General features: G+C 74.7%; 27 protein-coding genes. 8 read left to right on the forward strand and 19 right to left on the reverse strand.

The window, feature by feature from the left end:
• Window positions 1-428: 428 nt before the first annotated feature.
• Entirely contained in the window at window positions 429-2,267 is a 1,839-nt protein-coding gene (gene ilvD, locus ACI79T_RS00845; protein ID WP_456608146.1) for a dihydroxy-acid dehydratase, read from the reverse strand.
• Between the two features lie 77 nt (window positions 2,268-2,344).
• Between ilvD and ACI79T_RS00850 the strand changes: the two genes are divergently transcribed.
• Complete coding sequence (locus tag ACI79T_RS00850; RefSeq protein WP_456608147.1) at window positions 2,345-3,175, forward strand: helix-turn-helix transcriptional regulator; 831 nt, start codon at window positions 2,345-2,347, stop codon at window positions 3,173-3,175.
• Here the strand turns inward: ACI79T_RS00850 and hisF are convergent.
• Genes hisF through ACI79T_RS00870 form a run of 4 tightly spaced genes read right to left on the reverse strand, consistent with a single transcriptional unit; the run spans window position 3,166 to window position 5,940 of the window.
• Entirely contained in the window at window positions 3,166-3,969 is an 804-nt protein-coding gene (gene hisF / locus ACI79T_RS00855; RefSeq protein WP_456608148.1) for an imidazole glycerol phosphate synthase subunit HisF, read from the reverse strand. The genes ACI79T_RS00850 and hisF overlap by 10 nt on opposite strands.
• Complete coding sequence (locus ACI79T_RS00860; RefSeq protein WP_456608149.1) at window positions 3,966-4,358, reverse strand: RidA family protein; 393 nt, start codon at window positions 4,356-4,358, stop codon at window positions 3,966-3,968. Before ACI79T_RS00860 ends, hisF begins: the two co-directional genes overlap by 4 nt.
• The gene (gene priA, locus ACI79T_RS00865; protein ID WP_456608150.1) at window positions 4,355-5,086 is read right to left on the reverse strand and encodes a bifunctional 1-(5-phosphoribosyl)-5-((5-phosphoribosylamino)methylideneamino)imidazole-4-carboxamide isomerase/phosphoribosylanthranilate isomerase PriA; all 732 of its coding nucleotides are present in this window, start codon (window positions 5,084-5,086) and stop codon (window positions 4,355-4,357) included. Before priA ends, ACI79T_RS00860 begins: the two co-directional genes overlap by 4 nt.
• A gap of 38 nt (window positions 5,087-5,124) precedes the next feature.
• Window positions 5,125-5,940 carry a helix-turn-helix domain-containing protein gene (locus tag ACI79T_RS00870; RefSeq protein WP_456608151.1) on the reverse strand — a complete coding sequence of 272 codons (816 nt, stop codon included), beginning with the start codon at window positions 5,938-5,940 and terminating at the stop codon, window positions 5,125-5,127.
• 65 nt (window positions 5,941-6,005) lie between these two features.
• Here ACI79T_RS00870 and ACI79T_RS00875 point away from each other — a divergent pair, with 65 nt between their 5' ends.
• The 4 genes from ACI79T_RS00875 to ACI79T_RS00890 all read left to right on the forward strand — a co-directional run bounded on the left by ACI79T_RS00875 (window position 6,006) and on the right by ACI79T_RS00890 (window position 8,943).
• On the forward strand, window positions 6,006-6,554 hold the full coding sequence (locus ACI79T_RS00875; RefSeq protein ID WP_456608152.1) for a TIGR03086 family metal-binding protein: 549 nt from the start codon (window positions 6,006-6,008) through the stop codon (window positions 6,552-6,554).
• A gap of 46 nt (window positions 6,555-6,600) precedes the next feature.
• The gene (locus tag ACI79T_RS00880; RefSeq protein ID WP_456608153.1) at window positions 6,601-7,200 is read left to right on the forward strand and encodes a nitroreductase family protein; all 600 of its coding nucleotides are present in this window, start codon (window positions 6,601-6,603) and stop codon (window positions 7,198-7,200) included.
• A gap of 73 nt (window positions 7,201-7,273) precedes the next feature.
• Window positions 7,274-8,521: a hypothetical protein gene (locus ACI79T_RS00885; RefSeq protein WP_456608154.1), complete on the forward strand. Its 1,248-nt coding sequence runs from the start codon at window positions 7,274-7,276 to the stop codon at window positions 8,519-8,521.
• Between the two features lie 95 nt (window positions 8,522-8,616).
• Window positions 8,617-8,943 carry a hypothetical protein gene (locus tag ACI79T_RS00890; RefSeq protein ID WP_456608155.1) on the forward strand — a complete coding sequence of 109 codons (327 nt, stop codon included), beginning with the start codon at window positions 8,617-8,619 and terminating at the stop codon, window positions 8,941-8,943.
• Between the two features lie 61 nt (window positions 8,944-9,004).
• On the opposite strand, the gene ACI79T_RS00895 is transcribed toward ACI79T_RS00890, so the two are convergent.
• From ACI79T_RS00895 to ACI79T_RS00910, 4 genes are all read right to left on the reverse strand, one after another.
• A complete protein-coding gene (locus ACI79T_RS00895) occupies window positions 9,005-9,673 on the reverse strand; it encodes a response regulator transcription factor (protein ID WP_456608156.1) in 669 nt (222 codons plus the stop codon).
• Complete coding sequence (locus ACI79T_RS00900) at window positions 9,670-11,253, reverse strand: sensor histidine kinase (RefSeq protein WP_456608157.1); 1,584 nt, start codon at window positions 11,251-11,253, stop codon at window positions 9,670-9,672. Before ACI79T_RS00900 ends, ACI79T_RS00895 begins: the two co-directional genes overlap by 4 nt.
• A 3-nt stretch (window positions 11,254-11,256) precedes the next feature.
• Window positions 11,257-11,628, reverse strand: a complete 372-nt coding sequence (locus ACI79T_RS00905) for a hypothetical protein (protein ID WP_456608158.1) — start codon at window positions 11,626-11,628, stop codon at window positions 11,257-11,259.
• Window positions 11,629-11,719: 91 nt separating this feature from the next.
• Complete coding sequence (locus ACI79T_RS00910; RefSeq protein WP_456608159.1) at window positions 11,720-14,059, reverse strand: M28 family peptidase; 2,340 nt, start codon at window positions 14,057-14,059, stop codon at window positions 11,720-11,722.
• A 112-nt stretch (window positions 14,060-14,171) separates the two neighbouring features.
• On the opposite strand from ACI79T_RS00910, the gene ACI79T_RS00915 reads away from it, so the two are divergent.
• Window positions 14,172-14,936, forward strand: a complete 765-nt coding sequence (locus tag ACI79T_RS00915) for an SDR family NAD(P)-dependent oxidoreductase (RefSeq protein WP_456608160.1) — start codon at window positions 14,172-14,174, stop codon at window positions 14,934-14,936.
• Between the two features lie 10 nt (window positions 14,937-14,946).
• Here the strand turns inward: ACI79T_RS00915 and hisH are convergent, their stop codons facing one another.
• On the reverse strand, window positions 14,947-15,585 hold the full coding sequence (gene hisH / locus ACI79T_RS00920; RefSeq protein ID WP_456608161.1) for an imidazole glycerol phosphate synthase subunit HisH: 639 nt from the start codon (window positions 15,583-15,585) through the stop codon (window positions 14,947-14,949).
• Window positions 15,586-15,756: 171 nt separating this feature from the next.
• Between hisH and ACI79T_RS00925 the strand changes: the two genes are divergently transcribed.
• Window positions 15,757-16,035, forward strand: coding sequence for a hypothetical protein (locus tag ACI79T_RS00925; protein ID WP_456608162.1), 279 nt, complete (start codon window positions 15,757-15,759; stop codon window positions 16,033-16,035).
• A gap of 146 nt (window positions 16,036-16,181) precedes the next feature.
• Here ACI79T_RS00925 and ACI79T_RS00930 read toward each other — a convergent pair whose 3' ends face one another.
• From ACI79T_RS00930 to hisD, 5 genes are read right to left on the reverse strand one after another with little or no spacing between them, the layout of a single operon-like run.
• A complete protein-coding gene (locus ACI79T_RS00930; protein WP_456608163.1) occupies window positions 16,182-16,772 on the reverse strand; it encodes a nucleotidyltransferase family protein in 591 nt (196 codons plus the stop codon).
• Window positions 16,769-16,945 carry a hypothetical protein gene (locus ACI79T_RS00935; protein ID WP_456608164.1) on the reverse strand — a complete coding sequence of 59 codons (177 nt, stop codon included), beginning with the start codon at window positions 16,943-16,945 and terminating at the stop codon, window positions 16,769-16,771. Before ACI79T_RS00935 ends, ACI79T_RS00930 begins: the two co-directional genes overlap by 4 nt.
• Before the next feature lie 4 nt (window positions 16,946-16,949).
• Window positions 16,950-17,546 (reverse strand): imidazoleglycerol-phosphate dehydratase HisB, encoded by a 597-nt coding sequence (gene hisB, locus ACI79T_RS00940; RefSeq protein WP_456608165.1) that lies wholly within the window; start codon window positions 17,544-17,546, stop codon window positions 16,950-16,952.
• 4 nt (window positions 17,547-17,550) lie between these two features.
• The gene (locus tag ACI79T_RS00945) at window positions 17,551-18,663 is read right to left on the reverse strand and encodes a histidinol-phosphate transaminase (RefSeq protein ID WP_456608166.1); all 1,113 of its coding nucleotides are present in this window, start codon (window positions 18,661-18,663) and stop codon (window positions 17,551-17,553) included.
• Window positions 18,663-19,979: a histidinol dehydrogenase gene (gene hisD / locus ACI79T_RS00950; protein ID WP_456608167.1), complete on the reverse strand. Its 1,317-nt coding sequence runs from the start codon at window positions 19,977-19,979 to the stop codon at window positions 18,663-18,665. Before hisD ends, ACI79T_RS00945 begins: the two co-directional genes overlap by 1 nt.
• 131 nt (window positions 19,980-20,110) lie before the next feature.
• Here hisD and ACI79T_RS00955 point away from each other — a divergent pair, with 131 nt between their 5' ends.
• Window positions 20,111-20,911 (forward strand): LON peptidase substrate-binding domain-containing protein, encoded by an 801-nt coding sequence (locus ACI79T_RS00955; RefSeq protein ID WP_456608168.1) that lies wholly within the window; start codon window positions 20,111-20,113, stop codon window positions 20,909-20,911.
• Between the two features lie 7 nt (window positions 20,912-20,918).
• Here the strand turns inward: ACI79T_RS00955 and ACI79T_RS00960 are convergent, their stop codons facing one another.
• The 4 genes from ACI79T_RS00960 to ACI79T_RS00975 form a co-directional block, all read right to left on the reverse strand.
• Window positions 20,919-21,533 (reverse strand): hypothetical protein, encoded by a 615-nt coding sequence (locus ACI79T_RS00960; protein WP_456608169.1) that lies wholly within the window; start codon window positions 21,531-21,533, stop codon window positions 20,919-20,921.
• A 67-nt stretch (window positions 21,534-21,600) separates the two neighbouring features.
• Window positions 21,601-25,167, reverse strand: coding sequence for a DNA polymerase III subunit alpha (dnaE, locus tag ACI79T_RS00965; RefSeq protein WP_456608170.1), 3,567 nt, complete (start codon window positions 25,165-25,167; stop codon window positions 21,601-21,603).
• A 199-nt stretch (window positions 25,168-25,366) separates the two neighbouring features.
• The gene (locus ACI79T_RS00970) at window positions 25,367-25,822 is read right to left on the reverse strand and encodes a GNAT family N-acetyltransferase (protein ID WP_456608171.1); all 456 of its coding nucleotides are present in this window, start codon (window positions 25,820-25,822) and stop codon (window positions 25,367-25,369) included.
• A 24-nt stretch (window positions 25,823-25,846) separates the two neighbouring features.
• Window positions 25,847-26,650, reverse strand: a complete 804-nt coding sequence (locus ACI79T_RS00975) for a CPBP family intramembrane glutamic endopeptidase (protein ID WP_456608172.1) — start codon at window positions 26,648-26,650, stop codon at window positions 25,847-25,849.
• Window positions 26,651-26,657: the final 7 nt, after the last annotated feature.

Genomic DNA, 26,657 nt, shown 5'->3' on the forward strand with positions numbered 1-26,657 from the left:
TAGCGACCTCAGATCCGCACGTTGGACAGATCAGATTTGGCCCGTCCAGACCGTCTCTCCTGCAGCAGCCACTGCTCCGAAGGCGGTCTGGGTGCGGAGGAAGCTCGAGGAGGTCGTCCAAGTTCGCGATCACGCAGTTGAGTGGGCCGCTTGGTTCCCCATCTGCGCCGCGCGTGTAGGGCTCAGGGTCGATCACCCATTCACCGACACCGACCGTAGGCAGGAACTCCTCGGCCGGCTGCTGCCGCTCGGGTAAGGCTGACAGGGCCTTCACGGGGCGCGTCAACGGCGTCCCACAACGGGAGCACACGAACTGAACGGCCCCGGTCACGCTGACAGGCTAAGCGCCCGAGCCGTCGCCAGCGGTATCCCATAGGCCGCCTTCAGGGCCACCGTTGCCGGGCGCGGCACAGCTCCGGCCCGCGGGGTCACGGCAGGAGGCGGACAGCGCCCTTGTCGGCGGACTGGGCGAAGGCGGCGTAGGCGCGTAGCGCGGTGGACACAGGCCGGTGCCGGTCCCGCGGGCGGTAGCCCCCGGCGGCCTCCAGCGCCGACCGCCGGGACGCGAGCTCCTCCTCGCCGACCTCCAGCCGGATGCTCCGTGCCGGGATGTCGATGCTCACTGCGTCGCCGTCCCGCACCAGGGCGATGACCCCGCCCGCCGCCGCCTCCGGTGAGACGTGCCCGATCGACAGCCCGGACGTACCGCCCGAGAACCGGCCGTCGGTCACCAGCGCGCAGGCCGCACCCAGGCCCCGGCCCTTGAGGAACGAGGTCGGGTAGAGCATCTCCTGCATGCCCGGTCCGCCCCTGGGCCCCTCGTAGCGGACGACCACGACGTCTCCCGCCCGCACGCGGCCGGTGAGCACGGCGTCGACGGCCTCCTCCTGCGACTCGACGACCACCGCCGGGCCGCGGAAGCGCAGGATCGACGGGTCCACCCCAGCGGTCTTCACCACGCACCCGTCGGGCGCCAGGTTGCCGCGCAGGACCGCCAGGCCGCCGTCGGTGCTGTAGGCCGCGGCCGCCGAGCGGATGCAGCCGGCCTCGGCGTCGAGGTCGAGGCTCTCCCAGCGCTCCGACTGGGAGAAGGCCGTGGCCGAGCGGCGGCAGCCCGGCGCCGCGTGGAACAGCTCCACGGCCTCGTGGGTCGCCCGTCCACCGCGGACATCCCAGTCGTCCAGCCAGCTGCGCAGGTCCGGGGAGTGCACGGTGCGGACGTCGCTGCGCAGCAGCCCCGCCCGGTCGAGCTCGCCGAGGAGGGCCGGGACGCCACCGGCGCGGTGCACGTCCTCGACCAGGTGGACCCCGTTGGGTGCCACCTTCGCCAGGCAGGGCGTGCTGCGGGAGATCCGGTCGACGTCGTCGAGGGTGAAGTCCAGGCCGGCCTCGTGCGCGGCCGCGAGCAGGTGCAGGACGGTGTTCGACGAACCGCCCATGGCGATGTCCAGGGCCATCGCGTTCTCGAACGCCGCCCGGCCGGCGATGGCGCGCGGCAGCACCGTGGGGTCGTCGTGGTCGTAGCGGGCCCGGACGAGCTCCATGACCGTGGCCCCGGCCGCCTCGTACAGGTCGCGGCGGGCGGTGTGGGTGGCCAGCGTCGTCCCGTTGCCGGGGAGCGCGAGACCGAGCGCCTCGGTCAGGCAGTTCATCGAGTTGGCGGTGAACATGCCCGAGCAGGAGCCGCAGGTGGGGCAGGCGGCCTCCTCGATGCGGCCGAGGTCCTCGTCGGAGACCGCCGGGCTGACCGAGTCGGCGATGGCCGAGACCAGGTTCAGCCCGGTGCGCACCGTGCCGTCGACGAGCGTCGCCGTACCGCCCTCCATCGGACCGCCGGAGACGAAGACGGTGGGGATGTCGAGCCGCAGGGCGGCCATGAGCATGCCCGGGGTGATCTTGTCGCAGTTGGAGATGCAGACCAGCGCATCGGCGCAGTGCGCCTGGACCATGTACTCGACCGAGTCGGCGATCAGGTCACGGGAGGGCAGGGAGTAGAGCATCCCGCCGTGCCCCATCGCGATGCCGTCGTCGACGGCGATGGTGTGGAACTCCCGCGCCACCCCGCCGGCCGCGGAGATCGCGTCCGAGACGATCCGCCCGACCGGCTGCAGGTGCGTGTGGCCGGGGACGAACTCCGTGAAGCTGTTCGCGACGGCGACGATCGGCTTGCCGATGTCGTCGCGGTCGACGCCGGCCGCGCGCAGCAGCGCCCGCGCGCCGGCCATGTTGCGCCCGTGGGTGACGGTCCGGGATCGCAGGTCTGCCATGGCGGTAGTCAGCCACGCGGTCGCGTGGGCCGGGTAGACGCTGCCGGTGCTAGTAGTGGCGGTACTACGTTCGCGGTGTGACCCAGGAGGCCCGGCGCCGCGAGCTCGGCACCTTCCTGCGCAGCCGGCGGCAGGCGCTGTCCCGGCTGGACTTCGGCCTGCCGGACCCGCCCCGCCGGCGCAGCAGCGGCCTGCGGCGCGAGGAGGTCTCGGCGTTCGCCGGGGTGAGCGTCACCTGGTACACGTGGCTGGAGCAGGGGCGCGACATCAACCCCTCCCGGCAGGTGCTCGAGGCCCTCGGCCGGGTGCTGCGGCTGACCACCTCGGAGCTGCACTACCTGCTCTCGCTCGGCGGTTTCGCGCCCGGTGCGCCCGACGGTGAGATGCCCGTCCCGGACGCCGCTCCCCCGTCCACCCAGCGGTTGCTGGACAGCCTCTGGTTCCCCGCCTTCGCCGTGGCCACCGACTGGACGATCGTCGGCTGGAACGCGGCCTACGCCGCCCTCTACTCGCGGATCGCCGACCTCGCGCCGGCGGACCGGAACCTGCTGTGGGTGGTGTTCACCGACCCGCACCTGCGCGAGATGCTCCCCGACTGGGCCGAGGACAGCCGGCACTTCGTCGCCGAGTTCCGCGCCGAGTCCGGTCGACGGCTCGGCTCCCCGGGCCACTCGGCCGTCATCGCTCGTCTCGCCGAGGCCAGCCCGGACTTCCGCGCACTGTGGCGCGACCTCACGGTCGAGGGGTTCACCTCCCGCCGGCGCACGTTCGTGCACCCCACCGCCGGGCGCCTGGAGTTCGAGCAGCACCGGCTGGCCCCGGCCGACCACCCCGACCTGCACGTGGTGGCCTACGTGCCCGACCCCGGCAGCGGCACGGCCGCCTGGTTCCGGGGCCCTCAGTCCTGATCGGCGAGCGGGTGGTCGACCTCGTGCCGCACCGGCACGCCGGCGGCGGCGAGGGCGCCCTTGACGTCGCCGATCCGCATCATCCCGAAGTGGAAGACGCTCGCGGCCAGGACCGCGTCGGCGCCGGCCGCGACGGCGGGCGGGAAGTGCTCGGGAGCACCCGCGCCCCCGCTGGCGATCAGCGGCACGGCCACCTCGCGCCGCACCTGGGAGATCAGGTCGGTGTCGAACCCTGCCCGGGTGCCGTCTGCGTCCATCGAGTTGAGCAGGATCTCGCCGGCGCCCAGCTGCGCGGCGCGGATGCACCACTCGACGGCGTCCTGACCGGTGCCGCGGCGCCCGCCGTGCGTGGTGATCTCGAACCCGCTCTCGGTCTGCGCGCCGTCCCGGCAGCGGCGGGCGTCCAGGGACAGCACCAGCACCTGGTTGCCGAACCGGTCGGCGATCTCGGCGATCAGCTCGGGCCGGGCCACCGCGGCGGTGTTCACCGCGACCTTGTCCGCACCGGCACGCAGCAGCCGGTTCACGTCCTCGGGGGTGCGCACCCCGCCACCGACGGTCAGCGGGATGAAGACGCTCTCCGCCGTCCGGCTGACCACGTCGTAGGTCGTCGCGCGGTCGCCGGAGCTCGCGGTGATGTCGAGGAAGGTGAGCTCGTCGGCGCCCTCGGCGTCGTACACGCGGGCCATCTCCACCGGATCGCCGGCGTCGCGCAGGTCGACGAAGTTGACGCCCTTCACCACGCGCCCGGCGTCGACGTCCAGGCACGGGATCACGCGGACCGACAGGCTCATGCCGGCACCCCCCGCACCGCGTCGGCCTCGATCTCGACCAGCATCGCGGGATCGATGAGGGCGGCCACCTGGACCATGGTGGTGGCGGGCCGGATGTCGCCGAACACCTCGCCGTGCGCCCGGCCGACCTCTTCCCACCGGGAGATGTCGGTGACGAACATCCGGGTGCGGACGACGTCGGCGAGGGTGAACCCGGCGCGCTCCAGCGACTGCCCGATCGTGGCCAGCGCCTGGCGGGTCTGCGCGGCGGCGTCCCCGGGGTGGGCGACGGCGCCGTCGACGGTCGACGTCGTCCCGCTCACCCAGGCCGTGTCACCGCGGACCACGACCCGGCTGTAGCCGACGACCGCCTCCCACGGCGCCCCGGAGCCGAGCCGGATCACCGTCACGCCATCTCCTGGGTGACCGCCAGCGCCTCCGGCAGCGTGAACTGGCCGGCGTAGAGGGCCTTGCCGACGATGGCGCCCTCGACGCCGATGGCGGCCAGGCCGGCCAGGGCGCGGATGTCGCCCAGCGAGCTCACCCCGCCGGAGGCGACGACCGGGCGCGGCGTGGCGGCGCAGACCTCGCGCAGCAGCTCGAGGTTGGGCCCGCGCAGCGTGCCGTCCTTGGTGATGTCGGTGACCACGTAGCGGGCGCAGCCCTCGGCGTCCAGGCGGGCGAGGGTCTCGTAGAGCTCGCCGCCCTCCTGGGTCCAGCCGCGGGCGGCCAGCCGGGTGCCGCGCACGTCGAGGCCGACGGCGATCCGGTCGCCGTGCTCGGCGATGGCCCGCGCGCACCACTCCGGCGACTCCAGTGCGGCGGTGCCCAGGTTCACCCGGCGGCAGCCGGTGGCCAGGGCCGCGGCCAGCGACTCGTCGTCCCGGATGCCGCCGGAGAGCTCCACGTCGACGTCGAGCTCCCCCACCACCCGGGCGAGCAGCTCGCGGTTCGATCCGCGGCCGAAGGCGGCGTCGAGGTCGACCAGGTGCACCCACTCGGCGCCGTCGCGCTGCCACTGCATCGCGGCGTCGAGGGGGTCGCCGTAGGAGGTCTCGCTCCCGGCCTCCCCCTGCACGAGACGGACGGCCTGGCCGTCGGCGACGTCGACGGCGGGGAGCAGCTGCAGCTTCGGCACGCCGGACAGCCTAGGGACCGGCTCCGCGGCGCCCGGCGTCAGCTCCCGCCCGCGTGCCGGGCGGCGAACCGGCCGGGGGTCATGGCGGTCACGCGGACGAAGTCGCGGGTGAAGTGGGCCTGGTCCGCGTAGCCGAGCACCGCGGCCACGTCACCGATGTTCGCCGGGTTCTGGCGCAGCCGCTCGGCCGCCTCCTGCAGCCGGCGGCGCTGGATCAGCCACTTCGGCGTCAGCCCCAGCCGGCGGTGCACCAGCCGCTGCAGCGCCCGCTCCGACAGCCCGAACCGCGCGCACACCTGCGCGACCCGGACGACCTCGCGGTCCCCCTCCACGAAGGCGACCACCTCGTTGACCAGGCGCCCGTCGTCGTCGACCGGCAGGAACGGATTCAGCGCGTCGCCGAAGGCGGCCATCGCCGCGCCGTGCGCGTCCGGCGCGTGCGGGTCCCCGGTCATGGCGGCGCGGACCCGTGCGGTCAGCTCCTCGCCCGCGCGGCCGAGGACGTCGGTGACGTCGACGTGCCGGTCGGTGTACCCGCTCATCGGGCCGCCGGCGACCAGCGCTCCCGCCGCCGGGGCGCACATCACCCCGACCGCCCAGCCGGTGCCGGTCAGCGTCGTCGTCGACAGTCCGGAGACGACGCCGTAGAACCGGGCGTAGTCGGCGGCGACGACGACCAGCGCGACCGGGTACTGCAGCACCCGCTGCGGCGCCTCGCGCCCGGGCGGCACCGACCACACCGGGATCCAGAACCGCTGCAGCAGCCCGTCGAACTCGGGCCCGGCGGCGTACCGGTGGATGACGTGCGAGGCGTCGTCGGGGTCCTTGAGGTGGGCGCGCTCGATGTGGTCCATCGCCCCACCGGGCCTGTCGGGTTTCATCAAGACCGAGCCTGCCGCACGCTCCTACGGTCCGGGGCATGACTTCTCCCGCCACCGCGTTCGAGTCCGCCGACCGTCCCCTCACCGCGCTCCTCGACGCCGTGCCCGCGGCCGGCTGGGCCCGCCCCTCGCCGTGCGAGGGGTGGACCGCCGCCGACGTCGTCGGCCACCTGGTCGAGACGCAGCGGCAGTTCCTCACCACGCACGGAGTGGACCTGGGCGAGGCCCCCGACGTGGCCGCCGACCCGGCCGCCGCCTGGCGGGAGCACGCCGCGCGGGTGGCCGAGGCCATGACCGACGACGCCGTGCCCGCCCGGGAGTTCGACGGCTTCTTCGGCCCCACCACGGTCGGCGCCGCCTTCGAGCAGTTCTACGTCTGGGACATGGTCGTGCACCGCTGGGACGTCGCCCGCGCCGTCGGCGCCGACCCCGGCCTCACCGACGCGGAGCTGGACCGGATCGACGCCGGCGCGGACAGCTTCGGTCCCGCCCTGCACATGGACGGCATCTGCCGCCCGGCCCTGGACGTCCCCGCGGACGCCGACCGGGCGAGGCGCGCGCTGGCCCGGCTCGGCCGGAGCGCCTGACCGACCCCGGCGACCGTGCGGCAGGCTGGTGCCGTGGAGTGCCGCCGTGGAGTTCGCTGACGTCGTCCGCCGTCGCCGCATGGTGCGCGACTACGACCCCGACCGCCCGGTGCCGCCCGAGGTGCGGGAGAAGCTGCTCGAGCACGCGATCCGGGCGCCGTCGGCGGGGTTCAGCCAGGGCTGGGCGTTCCTGGTGCTCGAGACCGCCGAGGAGCGGGACCGCTTCTGGTCGGCCACCACCACCGACGGCGCGCCCGACCGGTGGCTCACCCGCATGCGGCGCGCACCGCTGCTCATCGTCCCGCTGGCCAACAAGAGCGCCTACCTCGACCGGTACGCCGAGCCGGACAAGGGCTGGACCGACCGGGACGAGGCCCGCTGGCCGGTGCCGTACTGGGACGTCGACGCCGGGATGGCGAGCCTGCTGGTGCTGCTCACCGCCGTCGACGAGGGGCTGGGCGCCTGCTTCTTCGGCGTCCCGGCCGAGCGGGTCGACGCGTTCCGGACGGCGTTCGGCGTGCCCGGGGAGTACCGCCCGGTGGGCTGCGTCTCCGTCGGCTACCCCGGCGGCGAGGACCGCCGCTCACCGTCGCTGCGGCGGGGCCGGCGGGGCGTCGACGAGGTCGTGCACCGCGGCCGGTGGTGAGGCGGTCCGATCGGTGAGAGACCTCTCATCGGGCTCTCACCCGCCGCTCACCCCCGCCGCGCAGGCTCGCCGGGTGGACACCGCCCTGCGCCGCCCGGCCCCGGTGCCGCCCTCGTGGCCGCCCGCCCTGCAGCTCCTGCTCGGCGAGCCGGCGGCGGAGCTCTGGACCGCGGTGCTCGGCCCGCTGTCCGGCCGGCTCCGCAGCCTCACGGCGGCCGCGGTGACGCTGCGCCCGGACGGCGCGGCGACCGTCCGCCACACCGCCGTCGTCGACTGGGCGGACGGGCGGGCCACCCGGGAGCACCTCGCCGCGACGACGGGGACGGCGGTCCCGCCGGGAGCCGCCGTCGTCGAGGGCGACGCCGGAGGCCGGCCGGTTGCCGTGGGGCTCTGGCGCTGGCCGCTGGACCCGGCGCTACCCGGGCTGGCCTGGGCGACCTCGGCGGCCGGCGTCGCCGAGCGGCTGGGCCCGCTCGGCGTCGACGTCGGCAGCCCCCGGCTGCGGCTGCGCGCCTACCGGCCCGGCCGGCGGGCGGTCGTGGAGGTGACCTCGCCGGCCGGCCGCTGGTTCCTCAAGGTCGTCCGGCCGGCCGCGGTCGCGGACCTCGTGACCCGGCACGCCGCGCTCGGGGCAGCGGTGCCGGTGCCGCCGGTGCTGGCGAGCACCGGCGACGGCGTCGTCGTGCTGCCCGGCCTGCCCGGCACGCCGATGCGGACGGCCCTGACCGGCGATCCGGCCCGGCTGCCCGACCCGTCGGCCCTCGACGCCCTGCTCGACCGGCTCCCGGCGGTGCCCGCCCGGGCGCGACGCGCCGCCCCCGGTGACCCGCTCTCCCCGCTGCGGGCGCACGCGAGGGTCCTCGGGATGCTCAGCCCGTCCCTGGTCCCCCGGCTGGACCGGCTCACCGCCGCGGTGGGTACGGCCGCGGGCGAGCACCCCGTGGTCCCCGTGCACGGGGACTTCTACGAGGCGCAGCTGCTCGTGGACGCGGGGGCCGTGGTCGGGCTGCTCGACGTGGACACCGCCGGCCCGGGCGCCCGGATCGACGACTGGGCCACCCTCCTGGGCCACCTGGTCCTGCTCGAACGCCTCGGCGACGGCCCCGCGCCGATCGCTGCCTACCGGCAGCGGGTGACCGGCCTGCTCGCGGGGCGCTGGCCCGACGGCCAGCTCGAGGCGAGGGTGGCCGGGGTGCTCGTGGGGCTGGCCACCGGTCCGTTCCGGGTGCAGCAGCCGGACTGGGCCGAGGCGACCGAAGCCCGGGTGGCCTTCGCCGAGGAGTGGGCCGAGTCCTCGATGAGGCGGTTCTCATCCGGATGAGAGCCGCCTCACCGCGGTCTCCCGGAGGCCTCACCGGCGGTGGGGAGGGTGGAACCCGTCAGCGCACCACCACCGTTCCCGAGGAGGTCCTCACCATGACCAGCACCCCCGCCACCTGGAAGGTCGTCACCTTCGGCACCGCGCTCACCGGGCTCGGCGTCGTCGGCGTCGGCCTGGCCGCCGCGGACGACGGCGGGTCCTCGACCCAGCCGCCGGCGGCCGTGTCCGTCGCCGCGGACGACAGCCCCGACGCCTCCCCCGGCACCGCCGTCGACGCCTCCGCCGAGACCGCGGACAGCCCCGACGTCCACACGCCGGACACCGACAGCCCGGACGTCGACAGCCCCGACGTCGACAGCCCGGACGTGCACACGCCGGACGCCGACAGCCCCGACGTCGACACCCCTGACTCCGACGACTGATCCGCAGGCCGCCGACGGGCCCCGGTCCCCCGAGGGGGCCGGGGCCCGTCGGCTGCCGGGATCAGGCGGCGGGCAGCCGGTAGCCCATGCCGCGCACCGTCTCGATGCGGTCGGCGCCGAGCTTCTTCCGGAGGTACCGGACGTAGACGTCGACGACGTTGGAGCCGGGGTCGAAGTCGTACCCCCACACGTGGCTGAGCAGCTGCTCGCGGGCCAGCACCTGTCCCGGGTGGCGCAGGAACGTCTCGGCGAGGGCGAACTCCCGGGCGGAGAGGTCGACGGTGCGCCCGTCCACGCTCGCCCGGCGGGTGCGCAGGTCCAGCGAGAGCCCGCCGACGGTCAGCACCGTGACCTCGCCCTCCCCCTCGCGGGCGCCGGCCAGGCGCAGCCGGACCCGGGCGAGCAACTCCTCGAAGCGGAAGGGCTTGGGCATGTAGTCGTCCGCGCCGCCCTCGAGCCCGGCCACGGTGTCCTGCACGCTGTCCCGCGCGGTCAGGACGATCACCGGGACCGCGCAGCGCTCGGCACGCAGTGCGCGCAGCACGGCGAACCCGTCCAGCACCGGCAGCCCGATGTCGAGGACCACGAGGTCGAACTCGCCGCTGCGGGCGCGGTCCAGGGCGCTCAACCCGTCACCGACGACGGCCGTGACGAACCCGTTGGCCCGCAGGCCCTTCTCGACGAACGCGGCGATCCGCGGCTCGTCCTCGGCGATCAGCACCCGGCTCACCGGGGTCCTCCCTCGGTCGGTGCGGACGCGACGCCGGCGCCCAGGGGCGGCGTCGCGGGCCAGTCGTCGACGGGGTCGTCGGCACCGGCGGTCCGGTCGGCGGGCCCGGCGTCGCGCGGCGGCGCCGGGCGCGCGGGCAGCGCGAGGGTGAAGGTCGCCCCCTCGCCCGGGCGGCTGTGCAGCTCGACGTGCCCGCCGTGGGCCGCCGCGATGGCCTGGACGATGGAGAGGCCGAGGCCCGCGCCGTCGCTGCGCCGGGCACCGGAGCTGCCCCGGGCGAACCGCTCGAACACCCGTTGCTGGTCGGCGAGCGGCACCCCGGGTCCGGTGTCGTCCACCCACACCAGCAGCTGGTCGCCGCTGAGCCGGCTGCCGAGCACGATGCGGTCCCCGGGCCCGGTGTGCTGGACGGCGTTGTCGGCGAGGGCGACGACGGCCTGGGTGAGCCGCTGCGGGTCCAGCAGCAGGTCGGCCCGGGCGACGGCACCGAGCTGCCAGTCCCGGTCGCCGAGCCGCTGCACCTTGCCGAACACCTCGGCGGTCAGCTCCGCGACGTCGGCCGGCTGCACCCGGACGAACTCCGGCTGCTCGGCGCGGGCGAGCAGCAGCAGCTCGGACACCATGCGGTTCATCCGCTCGAGTTCGTCGTCGACGAGGGCGACGGTCTGCCGGACGTCGTCGGGATCGGCCGGATCGAGCACCTCGAGGTGGCCGCGCACGATGGTGATCGGGGTGCGCAGCTCGTGGCCGGCGTCGTCGAGGAAGCGGCGCTGCGCGGCGACGCCGCCCTCCACCCGGTCGAGCATCGCGTTGACGGCGACGGCGAGGTCGGCCAGCTCGTCGGCCGGACGCCCGTCCACCGGGATCCGGCCGGAGAGGTCGGTCTCGGTGATGCCCTGGGCGGTGGCCGCCACCGCGCGCACCGGGGCGAGGATCCGGCCGGCGACCACCCAGGCGCCCGCGGCGGCCAGCAGCACGGTGACCGAGCCGACGCCGAGCATCAGCTGGGCGGTGTCGTCGGCGGCCTGCCGTTCCTGGTCGGCGAAGTAGGCGACGAGGACGACGCCGGGCGTCGGATCGCCCTCCAGCGTGACCGGGACGGCCAGGTAGCGGACCTCACCGGCACCGCTCTCGTAGCGGCCGGCCCGGGTGTCGGTCACCGAGCCGACGAGGTCGGTGAACGCGGCGTCCTCGCTGAGCAGGACCGGCGCCTCGATCCGGCTCTGGAAGCGGTACTCGCCGTCGACGTAGCCGAGGAACTTCTCGTTGGGCCGGGCCAGGTTGTAGGTGATGACCGTCCGCAGCACGTCGTCGACCGAGGCGAACGGCTCCCCCGTCCCCGGGTCGACGTTGCGCTCGACGATCTGCGAGAACTCCTCGACCTCGGCCCGCAACGCCAGGTCCATCCGCTCGTCGATGGACCGGATCAGGAGCCGCCAGGTGACCAGCGTGACCAGAGCCAGGGCGAGCAGCACGAGCAGGAGGACCCAGCCGATGATCCGGGTCCGGGCGGCCCGGGGCACGAGCCGGCGCCGGATGCGGTCGGGCCACCCGGCCGTCGTGCGCTGCTCGTCGCTCACCGGTCAGTCGTCGTCATCATCGTCGTCGTCGTCATCCTCGTCGTCCCCGGGACCGTCGTCGTCATCGTCGTCGGGCAGGGGCGGCGGAGGAACGACGTCGGGAGCCGGCGCGGGCGCCGGCGGCGGACTGCCCGGTGCGGGCGCTCCCGGCCCGGCGGGGACCTCGGGGGCCGGCACATCTCCCGGCGCCGGGATCTGGCCCGGGGCAGGCGTCTGGCCCGGCGCCGGCGTCCCGACAGGAGCCGGCACCTCGATGGGAGCAGGCACGCCACGTTCCCCTGCGCCTGCCGAGCCCAGCAGCGCCCACGCCACGCCACCGGCGAGCAGGACGGCGATCAGCCCGGCCAGCACGGCGAGCACGGGACGCGGGCGCACGTCCGCCAGCCTGCGCCGTCCCGGTGGCAGGTGGGTGAGAGGGACATGAGAGCACTCTCATGCCGACCGGCCGGCCGGCGCATCCCGGCGGTCAGCCCAGCTCGGTGACCGCCGTGACCAGGAGCAGGTCGGAGCCGTGCGCGCCGGCCACGTCCACGCCCTCGGGACGGGGCTCGTACCCGGGCAGGTCCGCGAGGCCATCGCTGCCGTCGGTGGCTCGCAGGCGCACCCCGGCGTCCCCGGTCACGGTGACGCTCACCAGCAGCCCGTCGGCCGGCGGCGCGTGGAAGGTGACCCGCAGGCGGTCGCCCCCCAGCGCCGCCTCGGGGACCGCCCGGCCGGCCACCCGGGCGCGGACCACCGAGCCGCCGTCGACGGTCAGGTCGAGGTCGACCAGCCGGACGTCGTCCCGCTGCGGCGTCACGCGCACCGTGAGCTCCCGCCGGTCGCCCAGCACCTCGTCGGAGACGACGGAGACCTCGGGCGCCGGCAGGTCGGCGGCCTCGGCCGCGCCGGTGAGCACCGGCCGCCCGGCGAGGTAGGGGTAGTCGGCGCCCAGGTCGCCCGGCCCGTCCACGAAGCGGTCGGTGTACCCGGTCGGCGCCGTCTCCGTGCTCACCCAGCGGGCCCGGCCCGCGTCGGTGTCGAGCACGTAGGCCAGCCGGGTCGGCACCGGGTGCTCGGCGTCGAACCGGTCGACGGCGAGCCCCGCCGCGACGCACGCCCCGGCCACCACCAGCGCGGTGACCGGCACCGCCGCCGATGCCAGCGGCCGGCCCCGGCCGGGCTCGGGATCGGGGAAGATCAGCTCCAGGGCCGGGAGCAGGACGGCGGCCGCCAGCGCCACCACCAGCGCCGGCGCGACCGCCGACGACATCCCCAGCGCCGGGAAGAACAGCGCGGCGGTGGGCGCCAGCAGCAGCACCGCGACGGCTCCGGCGACGAGCGCGGCACCGATGCGCACCGCCCGGCCGGGCGCCAGGACGGCGACCGTGCCGGCCAGCGCACCGGCCAGCGCCGGCAACGCAGCCAGGTAGGACCCGCCGGGCGCCACCGCGGCGAGCACCGCCGAGAGCACCGCTGTCCAGACCAGCGCCCCGGCCGCCAGCGGGGCGGGGCCCACCCGGCGGCGCAGCAGTCCGTACCAGAGCAGCACCACGGCCAGCACCACCGCGACGGCGGCCAGCCGGAACCAGCCCGGCCGCCAGGGATCGATCATCGAGGCGTACTCCGGGCGCACCGCGACCAGGGCCGTCCAGAGGCCCTGGACCGCGAGCGGCGCCAGCCCCAGCGGGAGGAGGGCGAGGGCCGTCGCGGTCGCGGTCCGGCGCAGCGAGCTCGTCCCGCGTCGCCGCAGCACCGCCACGAGGCCCGCGACGGCGACCAGCGCCGCACCGGCCAGCGGCCACACCAGCCAGCCGGGGTACCGCACCAGGAGGCCGGGCAGCGGGAAGTAGGTCGCGTCGTCGTCCGCCGGGCGGCCCAGCGAGCCCAGGTCCCGGTCCCCCAGCTCCCGGGTCAGCGCCAGCGTGTTGTCGCCCAGCGCCTGCAGGGAGCCGCGGTCCAGCCGTTCCGGGGCGTCCTGCGGCGAGTGGTAGGCGGCGGCGCCGTCGATGAAGGCGGTGTTCATGCCGGTGAAGTCGCCGTCCGCGAGCAGGACGCTGAAGTCGGTGTCGTTGGGCAGCGCCCGGTAGACCTCGACGGCGAAGCTGCTGGCGACCGGGTGCACCGCGGCGTCGGCGAAGACCTCGGCGAGGCCGGCGTTGCCCAGCGAGGTCTCGAACATGATCGGCGGGCCGGTGGTGCCGCGGGCCTCCAGGTTGAGCACGACTCCCCCGCCGGCCAGCGGGTGCGAGGCGGCGAACGCCTCGGCGCCGCAGAGGCAGGCCTCCTCGGCGTCGGTGAGCACCACGACGACGTCGTTGCGCAGCGGCTGCCCCTCCGCCAGGGCCCGGACCGACTCCAGCACCGCCGCGACCCCGGCCGCGTCGTCGGCGGCGCCGGGGGCCGCCTCGGCCGAGTCGTGGTGGGCCACCAGGTAGAGCCGGCCGGTCGGGTCGGTGCCCGGCAGCACCGCCACGACGTTGCGGACGCGGGCCATGCCGGCCTGCCCCGGTCCCCCGCTGCGCGCCCCGACGGCGTTCTGCACCCGGGTGTCGAGGCCGAGCCCGCTGAGCGTGGCCACCAGCCGCTCGACGACCCGGTCGTTCTCCGGGCTGCCCGCCACGTGCACGCCGGCCGCGATCTCCTCGACGTGCGCGAACGCGCGGGCCGCGCTGAACTCCGTCGCCGGGGCGTCGGCCGGCCGCGGGTCCGGCGGGCTCAGGCCGGCCACCGTCCAGGCAGCCAGGGCCAGCAGCAGCCCGACGACGGCGAGTCCGGCGAGACGGCCGGGTCGACGGCCGGGTCGGGACAGACGCGTGGCGGGCACGCCGACCTCCTGAGCAGGACCGGGACGGGACGCGGGAACCCTAGGCGGCGATCACGACCTGGGCGGGCAGGCGCGGCCCCGGCTCGTCGGTGCCGGCTGGTTGACTGCCCGCGTGGCCGACACCATTGACTCCCGCGCCGTTCTCGTTACCGGCGCATCCCGCGGCATCGGGCGGGCGATCGCGCACGCCTTCGCGGCCCAGGGCGACCGGGTGGCCGTCCACTCCGGCAGCTCCCGGGACGCGGCCGAGCGGGTGGCCGCCGAGCTCCCCGGCCGCGGCCACGTGGTGGTGCAGGCCGACGTGGCCGACGCCGACGCCGTCGGGGCGATGGTGGACGAGGCGGCGGCTGCGCTGGGCGGGCTGCAGGTACTGGTGAACAACGCCGGCGTCTACACGGCGCACCCGCCGATGGAGACCTCCTGGGCCGACTGGCAGGCGGTCGTGTCGCGCACCCTGCAGGTGAACCTGGTCGGCGCCATGCACGCCACGTTCCGCGCGGTGCCGCACCTGGTCACGGCCGGCGGCGGCGCGGTGGTCAACGTGACCAGCCGGGGCGCCTTCCGCGGCGAGCCGACCACCCCCGCCTACGGCGCGGCGAAGGCCGGCCTGAACGCCTTCGGGCAGTCGATGGCCCAGGCGCTGGCGCCGCACGGCATCACCGTGGGCAGCGTCGCACCGGGTTTCGTGCAGACGGAGATGGCGCGGGAGATCCTCGACGGCCCGAGCGGCGACGCCGTCCGGGCGCAGTCGCCCTACGGCCGGGTGGCGGCGCCCGCGGAGGTGGCCTCGGCCGTGCTGTGGCTCGCGTCGCCGGGGGCCCGCTTCGCCACCGGCACGATCATCGACGTCAACGGGGCCAGCTATCTGCGCAGCTGAGCCGCCGCCCTCAGTCGAGGGCGCCGAGCCAGTTGGTCAGCAGCTGGGCGCCCGCGTCGCCGCTCTTCTCCGGGTGGAACTGCGTCGCCGAGAGCGGCCCGTTCTCCACGCCGGCGACGAACCGGTCGCCGTGCTCGGCCCAGGTGACGGTCGGGGGCGTGAGCCGCGAGGGTGCGCCGTCCTGGGCGAGGGGGAAGTTCCGGACGCCGTAGCTGTGCACGAAGTAGAAGCGCTCGTCCTCGAGACCGTCGAAGAGCACGCTCTCCCGGGGCGCCTGGACGGTGTTCCAGCCCATGTGCGGCAGCACCGGCGCCTGCAGCGGCTCGACGACCCCCGGCCACTCGCCGCAGCCCTCGGCGTCCACGCCGTGCTCGACACCGCGCTCGAAGAGGATCTGCATGCCGACGCAGATGCCGAGCACCGGGCGGCCACCGGCGAGGCGACGGCCGATGATCCGGCGCCCCTGGACGGCGTCCAGCCCGGTCATGCACGCGGCGAACGCGCCCACGCCGGGGACGACGAGCCCGTCGGCGTCCAGCGCCGTCTGGAAGTCGTCGGTCACCGTCACCTCGGCCCCGACCCGCTGCAGCGCGCGCTCGGCCGACCGCAGGTTGCCCGAGCCGTAGTCGAGAACCGCCACCTTCTTCACCCCTGCCACGCTACCGACCAGCACAGGAGCGACCCGAAGTGTTCCCGGCCGCGGCCGGCAGCCGAGCCGGCCGAGGGCAGCCGCCGGGGCTGCACTCAGCCACCACGGGCGGGCGGCTCAGGACACCCTCTCCCGGGCGACAGCGCCCGGCCAGGCGCTACCGTCCCTCTGATGAGCCTGACCATCGTCATGGTCGCGGACATTCCGAGTGGAGCCGACGCGGGCTTCCAGGCGTACGAGTCCGCAGTTTTGCCCTTGCTCACGCGTCACGGCGGTCGCCTCGAACGACGCCTACGAACTGGCGACGCGCTCACGGAGGTCCACATCGTCTCCTTCGCGTCGCAGGACGGCTTCGAGTCCTACCTGGCCGACGAAGAGCGGCAGTCGCACAAGGGGCTGTTGGACGGCCTCGGCGTCACCCAGCGCGTGCTTGTCGTCGACGACGTGTAGGTGCCGTTGCACGCGCGCACCACCGCGGCCGTCGAGGCGCTGCAGGACCGCCTCGACCGCATCACCGGAGAACCCGAACACCCCGCACCGGCTGAGCTCCCGCCCGCGCCGACCGCCCGCGAGGGGACGGACCGGGACGGGGGGTGTCAGGGAGACAGCTGATCGGGCCAGGGCAGGGCCGTGAGCTCGGGCCACTCCCCCACCCAGCGAGCAACCTTGGCCTCGTAGACGTGCCGGGGCGCCAGCCGCGGGTTGGGCCGCACGACCAGGGCGAAGAGGTCGTCGTAGCCGTGCGGCGCGTACACCTCGACCGCGCCGGCGTCGTCCACCCGGATGCCGTAGCAGCAGCAGACGGCGGCGAAGTGGTCGATGGCGTCCGGGCAGTCGCGGAGCGGCGCGGCCGGTACGCCGAACTTCTGCTCGTACCAGAGGTGCACCCGGGCCTCGTTCCGGATCTCGACCGGCACCGGTAGATCGGCGAACAGGTCCGCGCCCGCGCGGATCACCGCGTCCTCGGCCGCCCACGAGGTGTCGGGGTCGAAGTAGAAGAAGTCGGCGTCGCGGATGCCGGTGCCCGGCGGACGGCCGGTCAGGCCGTTCCACACCGTCTGGAACAGCACGCCGGCGGTCAGCCACCAGTCGGACAGGCCCAGGGCGGGGGCCCGCTCGAGCACCGCCCGCACCGTGGGGTCGGCGGTGACCAGCCCGAGGAAGCGCTCCTCGTCCGTGCGGCTCACACCAGCCGGAGGATGCCCGACGCGGTGGCCAGCAGCGCGGCGAGCAGCAGGATCACGGCGAAGACGACCTGCGGCCCCGTACGCCCGGCGGTCTCGGAGTCCGAGCGCCAGATGCTCCAGGCGCCGCCCAGGAGGAACCCGCCGAGCACGACGAGGATCAGGCCGAAGTCCACCGGGCTACAGGGCGCCCTTGGTCGAGGGCACGTCGGTGACGCGGGGGTCCAGGGCGACCGCCGTGCGCAGCGCCCGCGCCAGCGCCTTGAACTGCCCCTCGACGATGTGGTGGGCGTCGCGGCCGGCGTACAGCACCCGGACGTGCAGGCTGATCCGGGCGTTGAACGCGAAGGACTCCAGCACGTGCTTGGTCAGGCTGGTCGGGTAGTCCGGCCCGATCATCGGGGTCATGTTCTCGGGCTCGGCGTGCACGAAGTACGGCCGGCCGGAGAGGTCCACCGCGGCCTGCACCAGCACCTCGTCCATGGGGATCGTGGCGTCGCCGTAGCGGGTAACGCCCTTCTTGTCGCCCATCGCCTCGGCGAACGCCTGGCCCAGGGCGATGGCGACGTCCTCCACCGTGTGGTGCGCGTCGATGTGCAGGTCGCCGTCGGCGCGCACGGTCAGGTCGATGCCGCTGTGCTTGGACAGCGCCGTCAGCATGTGGTCGTAGAAGCCCACGCCGGTGCTGATCGAGCTCGTGCCGGTGCCGTCGAGGTCGAGCTCGACCACGAGCTTGGTCTCGTTGGTCTGGCGCTCGACGCGTGCGGTGCGGGTCATGCGGTCAGTCTCCCAGAGTCGTGCGGTGGTCCGGCGCGACCTCACCCAGCGCAGTGAGGAACGCATCGGTCTCGGCCGAGGTGCCGGCGGTGACGCGGAGCCAGCCGGGCAGCCCCACGTCGCGGACCAGCACGCCCCGGTCGAGCAGCGCCTGCCACGCGGCGGGCGCATCGGCGAAGTGGCCGAAGAGGACGAAGTTTGCGTCGCTGGCCACGCTGGCCAGCCCGAGGCCCGGCAGGGCGGCGACGATCCGGTCCCGCTGCGCCTTGACGGCGTCGACGGTGGCCAGCAGGGCATCGGTGTGCGCCAGCGCGGTCCGCGCGGCGGCCTGGGTCAGCGAGCTGAGGTGGTACGGCAGCCGGACCAGCTGCAGCGCGTCGACGACGGCGGTGTCGGCGGCCAGGTAGCCCAGCCGCAGGCCGGCCATGCCGAAGGCCTTGCTCATCGTCCGGCTGACGATCAGTCGCGGCCGGCCGGGCAGCAGGGTGAGCGCCGAGGGAGTGCCGGTGCGGGCGAACTCCGCGTACGCCTCGTCCACGACGAGGACCCCCTCGGTCGCCTCGTACAGCGCGGCCACCGTGTCCAGGTCGACGGCGGTGCCGGTGGGGTTGTTCGGGCTCGTCACGAAGGTGACGTCGGGCCGGATCTCCCGCACCTGCGCCACCGCGGCCGCGACGTCGATGGTGAAGTCCGCCGCCCGGTGGCCGTCGACCCACGCCGTCCCGGTGCCCGCGGCGATGATCGGGTGCATCGAGTAGGAGGGCGTGAACCCCAGCGCGGTGCGCTCCGCTCCCCCGAAGGCCTGCAGGATCTGCTGGAGCACCTCGTTCGAGCCGTTGGCCGCCCACACCTGCTCCGGGCCCACCGGCTGCCCGCCGGTGCGGGTCAGGTAGGCGGCGAGGTCGGTGCGTAGCGCCACCGCGTCCCGATCGGGGTAGCGGTTGAGCTCCAGCGCCGCGGAGCCGAGCGCCGCACCGAGGTCGGCGAGCAGCTCGGCCGGCAGCGGGTGCGGGTTCTCGTTGGTGTTGAGCCGGTGCGTGGCCGGGAGCTGCGGGGCGCCGTAGGGCGTGCGTCCGCGCAGCTCCGGCCGCAGCGGGAGCTCGTCGAGGCCGGCCATCAGCCGCTCTGCCGCGCGGTCTGCCGGATGCGGACGGCGGCGGCGTGCGCCGGCAGGTCCTCGGCGCCCGCGAGGGCGTCGACGTGCCGGGCGACGTCGGCCAGCGCCTGCTCGTCGTACTCGACCAGGTGGATGCCGCGCAGGAACGACTGCACGGACAGCCCGCTGGAGTGGCGGGCGCAGCCTCCGGTCGGCAGCACGTGGTTGGAGCCGGCGATGTAGTCGCCGAGCGAGACCGGCGACCAGGCGCCGATGAAGATCGCGCCCGCGTTGCGCACCCGCAGCGCGACCTCGCGGGCGTCCCGGGTCTGGATCTCCAGGTGCTCGGCGGCGTAGGCGTCCACCACGCGCAGGCCGGCGTCCAGGTCGTCGACCAGCACGACGCCGGACTGGCTGCCGTCCAGCGCGGTGGTGATCCGGTCGGAGTGCTTGGTGGCCGCCACCTGGGCAGGGACCAGCGCGAGGACGGCGTCGGCCAGCTCCTCGCTGGGGGTGACGAGCACCGCGCCGGCGAGGGGGTCGTGCTCGGCCTGGCTGATCAGGTCGGCCGCCACGTGCGCCGGGTCGGCGGTGTCGTCGGCGAGGATCGCCACCTCGGTGGGGCCCGCCTCGGAGTCGATGCCGATCAGCCCGCGCAGCAGCCGCTTGGCGGCGGTCACGTAGACGTTGCCGGGGCCGGTGACCATGTCGACCGGCTCGCAGGAGCCCGCGCCGTAGCCGAAGACGGCGATGGCCTGTGCGCCGCCGACGGCATACACCTCGGTGACCCCGAGCAGGGCGCAGGCGGCGAGCACGCCCGGGTCGGGCAGCCCGCCGTTGTCCCGCTGCGGCGGGGACGCCACGGCGATCGACTCGACCCCGGCGATCTGCGCCGGCACCACGTTCATGACCACGCTGGACAGCAGCGGCGCCAGCCCACCGGGCACGTACAGACCCACGCGGCGGACCGGCAGCCAGCGCTCGGTCACGCTGCCGCCGCCGACGACCTGCGTGGTCACGTCGGTGCGGCGCTGGTCGGTGTGCACCTTCCGGACCCGGGAGATCGCCTCCTCGAGGGCCTCGCGCAGCGTCGGGTCGCACTCGGCGAGCGCCCGGTCCAGCGCCTGCTGCGGTACGGCGAAGTCCTCGGCGTCCACCCCGTCGAGCCGGGCGGTGATCTCCCGCACCGCCTGCCCGCCGCGGATCCGCACGTCCTCGCAGAGCGGCCGGACGGTGGCCATCACCGAGTCGATGTCGGTGGCGGCCCGCGGCAGCAGGCCGGCGAGCTCGCGGACGCCGGGCAGCGCGGATCCGCGCAGGTCGATGCGGGCGAGCACGGGTGCCTCCGGGGGTGGGCGGGAACAAGTCGCTGGTGTGGGCCGACGCGGCCTCCAGCGTAGCCAGCGGCCCTCGCCCGGCCCGGAGCGCCCGGGCGGGCGGCGGGCCCACGACCCGTACGCTTGCCCGGATGGGTGAGCTGATCCCGCTGTTCCCGCTGGGACGGCCACTGTTCCCCGGGGTCGTGCTGCCCTTGCAGATCTTCGAACCCCGGTACCGCCGGCTGATGCGCGACCTCATGGACCTGCCCGAGCACGGGGACCGGCGCTTCTTCGGCGTCGTGGCCATCCGGCAGGGCTGGGAGGTCGAGCACGTCTCGCCGGCCGCGGCCCTCTACGACATCGGCTGCACCGCGCGGCTGCAGCGGGTGCAGCCCCAGCCGGACGGCGGTTTCCGGATCCTGACCGTCGGTGGCGAGCGGTTCCGCCTGCTCGACGTCGTCGTCGGCGACGACCCGCCCTACCTGCAGGCCGAGGTCGAGTGGCTCGCCGAGGAGGAGGCCGCCGAGGAGGCGGCCGGCGACGCCGAGGCGGTCACCGACGGCTCCGGCCTGCTGGCCCCGCCCGCCGACGAGGTGGCCACCTCGGTGGCCCGTGGTTCGCTGGACGTGCTGGCCCACGGGGTGGGCGGTCTGTTCACCCGCTACGTGTCGGAGGTGTCGGCGCTGGGCGCCGGGGCCTCCGGGGACGGCGCGGAGGCGGCGGTGCGCCTCGCCGCCGCCGCGGACGACCCGGAGGCGCTGTCGTGGCTCGTCGCGTCCTCCGCACTGCTGACGACGGAGGACCGGCAGGCGCTGCTGGCGGAGTCGGCCACCCGCCGGCGGCTGGCGGCGGAGTCACGCCTGCTGCGCCGGGAGCTGACGCTGCTGCAGGCCCTCGGCGCGGTCCCCGCACCGCTGCAGCAGTTCGCCAGCCCGATGACGGTGAACTGAGCGCGGGTCAGACCACCGGCGGGACGGCGGCGTGCCCGCCGGGGACGGCGTCGTCGCGGCCGTGCCGGCCGAGGCCGTCGTCGGCGGCCACCAGCGCGCAGCCCAGGTAGACCAGCAGCGCGGCGAACGGCGCGCCGGCCAGGCCGGGCAGGGAACCCAGCACCAGGCCGGTGCTCACCCGGGCGCCGACGACGGCGAGCTCGGCCTCGCTCGGCGAGGGAGCCAGCAGCTCACCGGTCTGCCAGGCGATGAGGGCCGCCAGCGACGTCCCCAGTGCGAGCACCACCAGCATGCCGACGCCGCGCGCGCGCCGCAGCCGCCACGCGGCCGCGCCGGCGAACAGTCCCAGGCCGATCAGCACGAGCACCAGCACGGCGTCGTCGCCGATCCGCAGCTCCCCCGACGGCATGCCGACGGCGACCGGTCCGGCCTCGGTGACCTCGAACTCCGCACGCGGCGCCAGCGCCCACCAGAGCAACCCGGCGGGGATGCCGGCCAGCACGAGCGCGAGCAGCAGCCGCCGCCCCGCGTGCAGGTCCTGCCGGACCTCCGGCCACCCGCGCCAGTAGGCGTGGGGCGGCACCCCGGGGACCGGTCGGAACGACGGCGGTGGGGTGCTCACCGGTCCAGTGAACAACGGGGACCGGCGTCCGTGGTCCGCACCCCCGGGGGACCGGTGGCCGGCCGGCTCAGAGGATCGCCACGCTGGTGGGCCCCAGGAGAGCCTTGATGTCCCCCATCAGCGCCGTGCTGGGCCGCACCCGGAGCCCCTGGTCCAGGCGCAGCACGGTCTCCCGGCTGCCGTTGACCAGCTTGAGCTGCACCTCGGTGGTACCGGGGTGGCTGCCCAGGACCTCGCGCAGGCGCTCGACCACCGGCGGGGTGCAGCGAGCGGCCGCCATGGAGACCAGCACCGGGCCGCGCGGGCCCTCGGTGAGCTCGGGGACGGTGACCTCGGAGCCGAACAGCGAGGGCTGGTCGTCGCGGCGGCTGATCCGGCCCTTCACCACGACGATCTGGTCGCGGACGATCTTCTCCGACACCTCGGCCCAGGTCTTGGGGAAGAACAGCACCTCGATGCCGGACTCGAGGTCCTCCAGCGTGGCGATCGCCCACGGCGCACCCTGCTTGTTGGTGCGCGGCGAGACCGCGGTGAGGATGCCGGCGATCGTGACGTTGGCGCCGTCCTCGACCCCCCCGGCGTTGATCTCGGCGATCGGGGTGTCGGCGTGCGAGGTGAGCACGTGCTCGACGCCGTGCAGCGGGTGGTCGGAGACGTAGAGGCCGAGCATGTCCCGCTCGAACATCAGCCGCTCGCTCTTCGACCAGTCGGCGGTGGGGATGGTGATGTCGAGCGCCCCGGCGAACGGGTCGTCCGCGGCGTCCTCGGCGCCGAAGCTGCCGAAGAGGTCGAACTGGCCCTCGGCCTCCTTGCGCTTGAGCCCCATGGCCGAGTCGACCGCCTGCGCGTGGACCGCGACGATGCCCTGCCGCGAGTGGCCCAGCGAGTCGAAGGCGCCGGCCTTGGCGAGGGACTCGATGACCTTCTTGTTGCAGGCCACCGTGTCGATCTTGCGCATGAAGTCGGCGAAGTCCTTGAACGCGCCCTTCTCCTCGCGGGCCCGGACGATCGACTCCACGACGTTCGTCCCGACGTTGCGCACCGAGGCGAGACCGAAGCGCACGTCGGTGCCGACGGCGGTGAAGTCCCAGGACGACTCGTTGACGTCCGGCGGGAGCACCTTGATGCCCATCCGCCGGCACTCGGCCAGGTAGATCGGCCGGCGGTCCTTGTCGTCGCCGACGCTGGTGAGCAGCCCCGCCATGTACTCGGCCGGGTAGTTCGCCTTGAGGTACGCCGTCCAGTACGAGACCAGGCCGTAGGCGGCCGAGTGGGCCTTGTTGAACGCGTAGTCGGCGAACGGGACGAGGATGTCCCAGAGGGTCTTGATGGCCGCGGCGGAGAAGCCGTTGGCCTTCATGCCGGCCTCGAACCCGACGAACTCCGCGTCCAGGACCGACTTCTTCTTCTTGCCCATCGCGCGGCGCAGCAGGTCGGCCTTGCCGAGCGAGTACCCGGCGACCTTCTGCGCGATCGCCATGACCTGCTCCTGGTAGACGATCAGGCCGTAGGTCTGGCCGAGGATCTCCTCGAGCGGCTCGGCCAGCTCGGGGTGGATCGGCGTGATCTCCTGCTGGCCGTTCTTGCGCAGCGCGTAGTTGGTGTGCGAGTTCGCGCCCATCGGCCCGGGCCGGTAGAGCGCGCCGACCGCGGAGATGTCCTCGAAGTTGTCCGGCCGCATGAGCCGCAGCAGCGAGCGCATCGGGCCGCCGTCGAACTGGAAGACGCCGAGGGTGTCACCGCGGCCGAGCAGCTCGTACGTCGCCTTGTCGGTGAGGTCCTTGCTGAGCTCGTCGAGGTCGATCGGCTCCTTGCCGTTCAGCACGATGTTGCGCAGCGCGTCGTCGATGACGGTGAGGTTGCGCAGGCCCAGGAAGTCCATCTTCAGCAGGCCGAGCGTCTCGCAGGTCGGGTAGTCGAACTGCGTGATGACCGCGCCGTCGGCCTCGCGCCGCATGATCGGGATGCTGTCGATCAACGGGTAGCGGCCGATGATCACGCCGGCGGCGTGCACGCCCCACTGGCGCTTGAGGCCCTCGAGCTTGCGGGCCTGGTCGACGACCTCGGCCGCGCCCGGGTCGGACTCGTAGCGGGCGCGGAACTCCGCGGCCTCCTTGTAGCGCGGGTGGGCCGGGTCGAAGACCCCCGACAGCGGGATGCCCTTGCCCATCACGTCCGGCGGCATGAGCTTGGTCAGCTCGTCGCCCACCGAGTAGGGCCGGTCGAGCACGCGGGCGGCGTCCTTGATCGCGGCCTTGGCCTTGATGGTGCCGTAGGTGACGATCTGGCTGACCCGCTCCTCGCCGTACTTTTGCGAGACGTACTGGATGACCTCGCCGCGGCGGCGGTCGTCGAAGTCGATGTCGACGTCGGGCATGGAGACGCGCTCGGGGTTGAGGAACCGCTCGAAGATCAGCCCGTGCGCCAGGGGGTCGAGGTCGGTGATCCCCATGGCGTAGGCGGCCAGGGAGCCCGCGGCCGACCCACGGCCCGGGCCGACGCGGATCCCGTTGTCCTTGGCCCAGTTGATGAAGTCGGCGACCACGAGGAAGTACCCCGGGAAGCCCATCTGGCAGATGATCCCGACCTCGTAGTCGGCCTGCTTGCGCACGTGGTCGGGGATGCCGCCCGGCCAGCGCTTGTGCAGCCCCCGCTCGACCTCCTTGACGAACCAGGAGGTCTCGTCCTCCCCCGGCGGCAGCGGGAAGCGCGGCATCAGGTCGGCGCCCTCGGTGAAGGACACCTCGCACTGCTCGGCGACCAGCAGCGTGTTGTCGCAGGCCTCGCGCAGGTCACCGGAGAACAGCGCCCGCATCTCGGCCGCGGACTTCAGGTAGTAGCCGTCGCCGTTGAACTTGAAGCGGTTGGGCTCGTTGAGCCGGGAGCCGGTCTGGATGCACAGCAGGGCGTCGTGGGCGTCGGCGTCCTCCTTGTGCGTGTAGTGCAGGTCGTTGGTGGCCAGCAGCGGGATGCCGAGGTCCTTGGCGATGGCCAGCAGCGCCGGGCGGGTCTTCTTCTCGATGGACAGCCCGTGGTCCATCAGCTCGGCGTAGAAGTTCTCCCGCCCGAAGATGTCCTGGAAGTCCGCCGCCGCCTGCTTGGCCTTGTCCTCCTTGCCCGCGCGCAACCACATGTTGACCTCGCCTGAGGGGCAGCCGGTCGTGGCGATGAGGCCCTTGCCGTAGCGCTCGAGCAGGTCGCGGTCGAAGCGCGGCTTGCGGTACTGCCCCTCGAGGCTGGCCAGCGAGGAGATGCGGAACAGGTTGTGCATGCCCTCGGTGGTGCGGGCCAGCAGCGTCATGTGGGTGTAGGCGGCCTTGCCCCGGTTGGACCCGCCGTCACCCTCCTCGTCGAGCAGCTTGTCGCCGAAGTCGAAAGGCGCGCGGTCGAACCGGGAGCCGGGCGTGTAGTAGCCCTCCATGCCGATGATCGGCTTCACCCCGGCGCCGGTGGCCTGCTTGTAGAAGTCGTAGGCGCCGAAGACGTTGCCGTGGTCGGTCATCGCCAGCGCCGGCATGCCCTGGGCGGCCGCCGCGGCGGTGACCTCCGGCAGCTTCGCCGCGCCGTCCAGCATCGAGTACTCGGTGTGCACGTGCAGGTGCACGAAGTTCTCTTCGCGGGACGGGTTGCTCACGGTGCGGGGTGCTCCTCACGGGTCTCGCCGGCCCCGCCGGCGCGAGGCGGGCAGGGTCGACGGGGTGGTTCTCATGACCGGCGGGGAAGGCCGTTCGGCGGTGACGCTCCAGCGGTGACCGGTGGCTCCGATCCTCGCACCTCGACAGGTCTACCGGCGACCACCGACAGTTCGTGTCTCCGCGATCCGGACCACTCCGTCACACGGTTCCCGCAGGCCCCCGGCCGAGCTGCCGCCGCATGGTGACGTGGGCGATCCCGGCCTCCTCGTAGACCTCGCCCACGGCCGCGTACCCGGCGCGCTCGTAGAACCGCCGGGCGGGCAGCTGGGCGTGCAGCTCGACCGCGGTCGCGCCGCGCCGCGCCGCCTCGCGGTGCAGCTCGTCGAGGACCGCGGCCCCGTGCCCCCTCCCCCGCACCTCCGCGGCGGCGGCCATCCGGCCGATCCGGGCCGTGCCGCCGTCGACCAGCAGCCGCCCGGTGGCCACCACCCGCCCGGCGTCGTCGCGGCTGAGCACGTGCACCGCCGTCGCGTCGGCGGCGTCCCGCTCGATCTCCGGCGGAACGCCCTGCTCGTCCACGAACACGCGGGTGCGCAGGGCGGCGACCTCGGACCAGTCGGCGGCGGTGGCGACCTGCGCGGTGGGGCTCGGCACGGCGTCCATCCTGCCGACCGCGGCTCAGCCGGTCGCGTCCGCCTGCGGTCCGGCACCTGGAACGGGCAGGGCGCTGGCCGGCACGAGCAGGAACCGGAGATCGATGAGCGCGTGCAGCAGCACCGGCAGCAGCAGCGAGCCGGTGTCCAGGTAGAGCGCCGCCATCACCCCGCCGAGGACGCCGGTGAGGACGATGCCCGCGCGGCCCTGGTAGGCGTGCGCCAGCCCGAAGGCCACCGCGGCGACGACGACCAGCACGAGCGACGGCGCACCCCCGGCCACGGCCGCCACCACGGCGAGGAAGAAGCCGCGGTACAGCCACTCCTCGCAGACACCGGCGGTGATCCCGACGACGGTGAAGAGCCGCCGCTCGTCGGCCGTGCGCGGGAGCAGCGCCAGCGTCGACTGTCCCGGCGGCTCGGCGTGCCGGCCCTCACCCGGGCGGCGCGCCGGCCGGGCCATCTCCAGCAGGACGCCGGAACGCAGCTGGCGGGTCGAGGCGACGACGAACAGCAGCACCAGCACCACGACGGCGGCGGATCCGGGTCCGGGCCATTCCCGCGGCCAGACCAGCCCGACGGCCGCGGCGTCGACCCCGGGGGCGGCCAGCCAGACGACGAACGCGACGACCGCGAGCCCCCACTCGAGCACCAGCAGCCGCCGGTAGAACGAGCGCCGGGCCCCCGCGTCGGTGCGCAGCCGGCCCTCGAACCGGCGGTGCAGCACGTGCCCGACCACGGGCTCCCCCACCACCAGGTAGACGGCCACCACGACCGCGGCCAGCGCGGCGGGTCCGAAGTCGGCGAGGGAGGCCGGCAGCGCCGTCACCGGAGGG

The sequence above is a fragment of the Blastococcus sp. SYSU DS0619 genome (assembly GCF_054051035.1).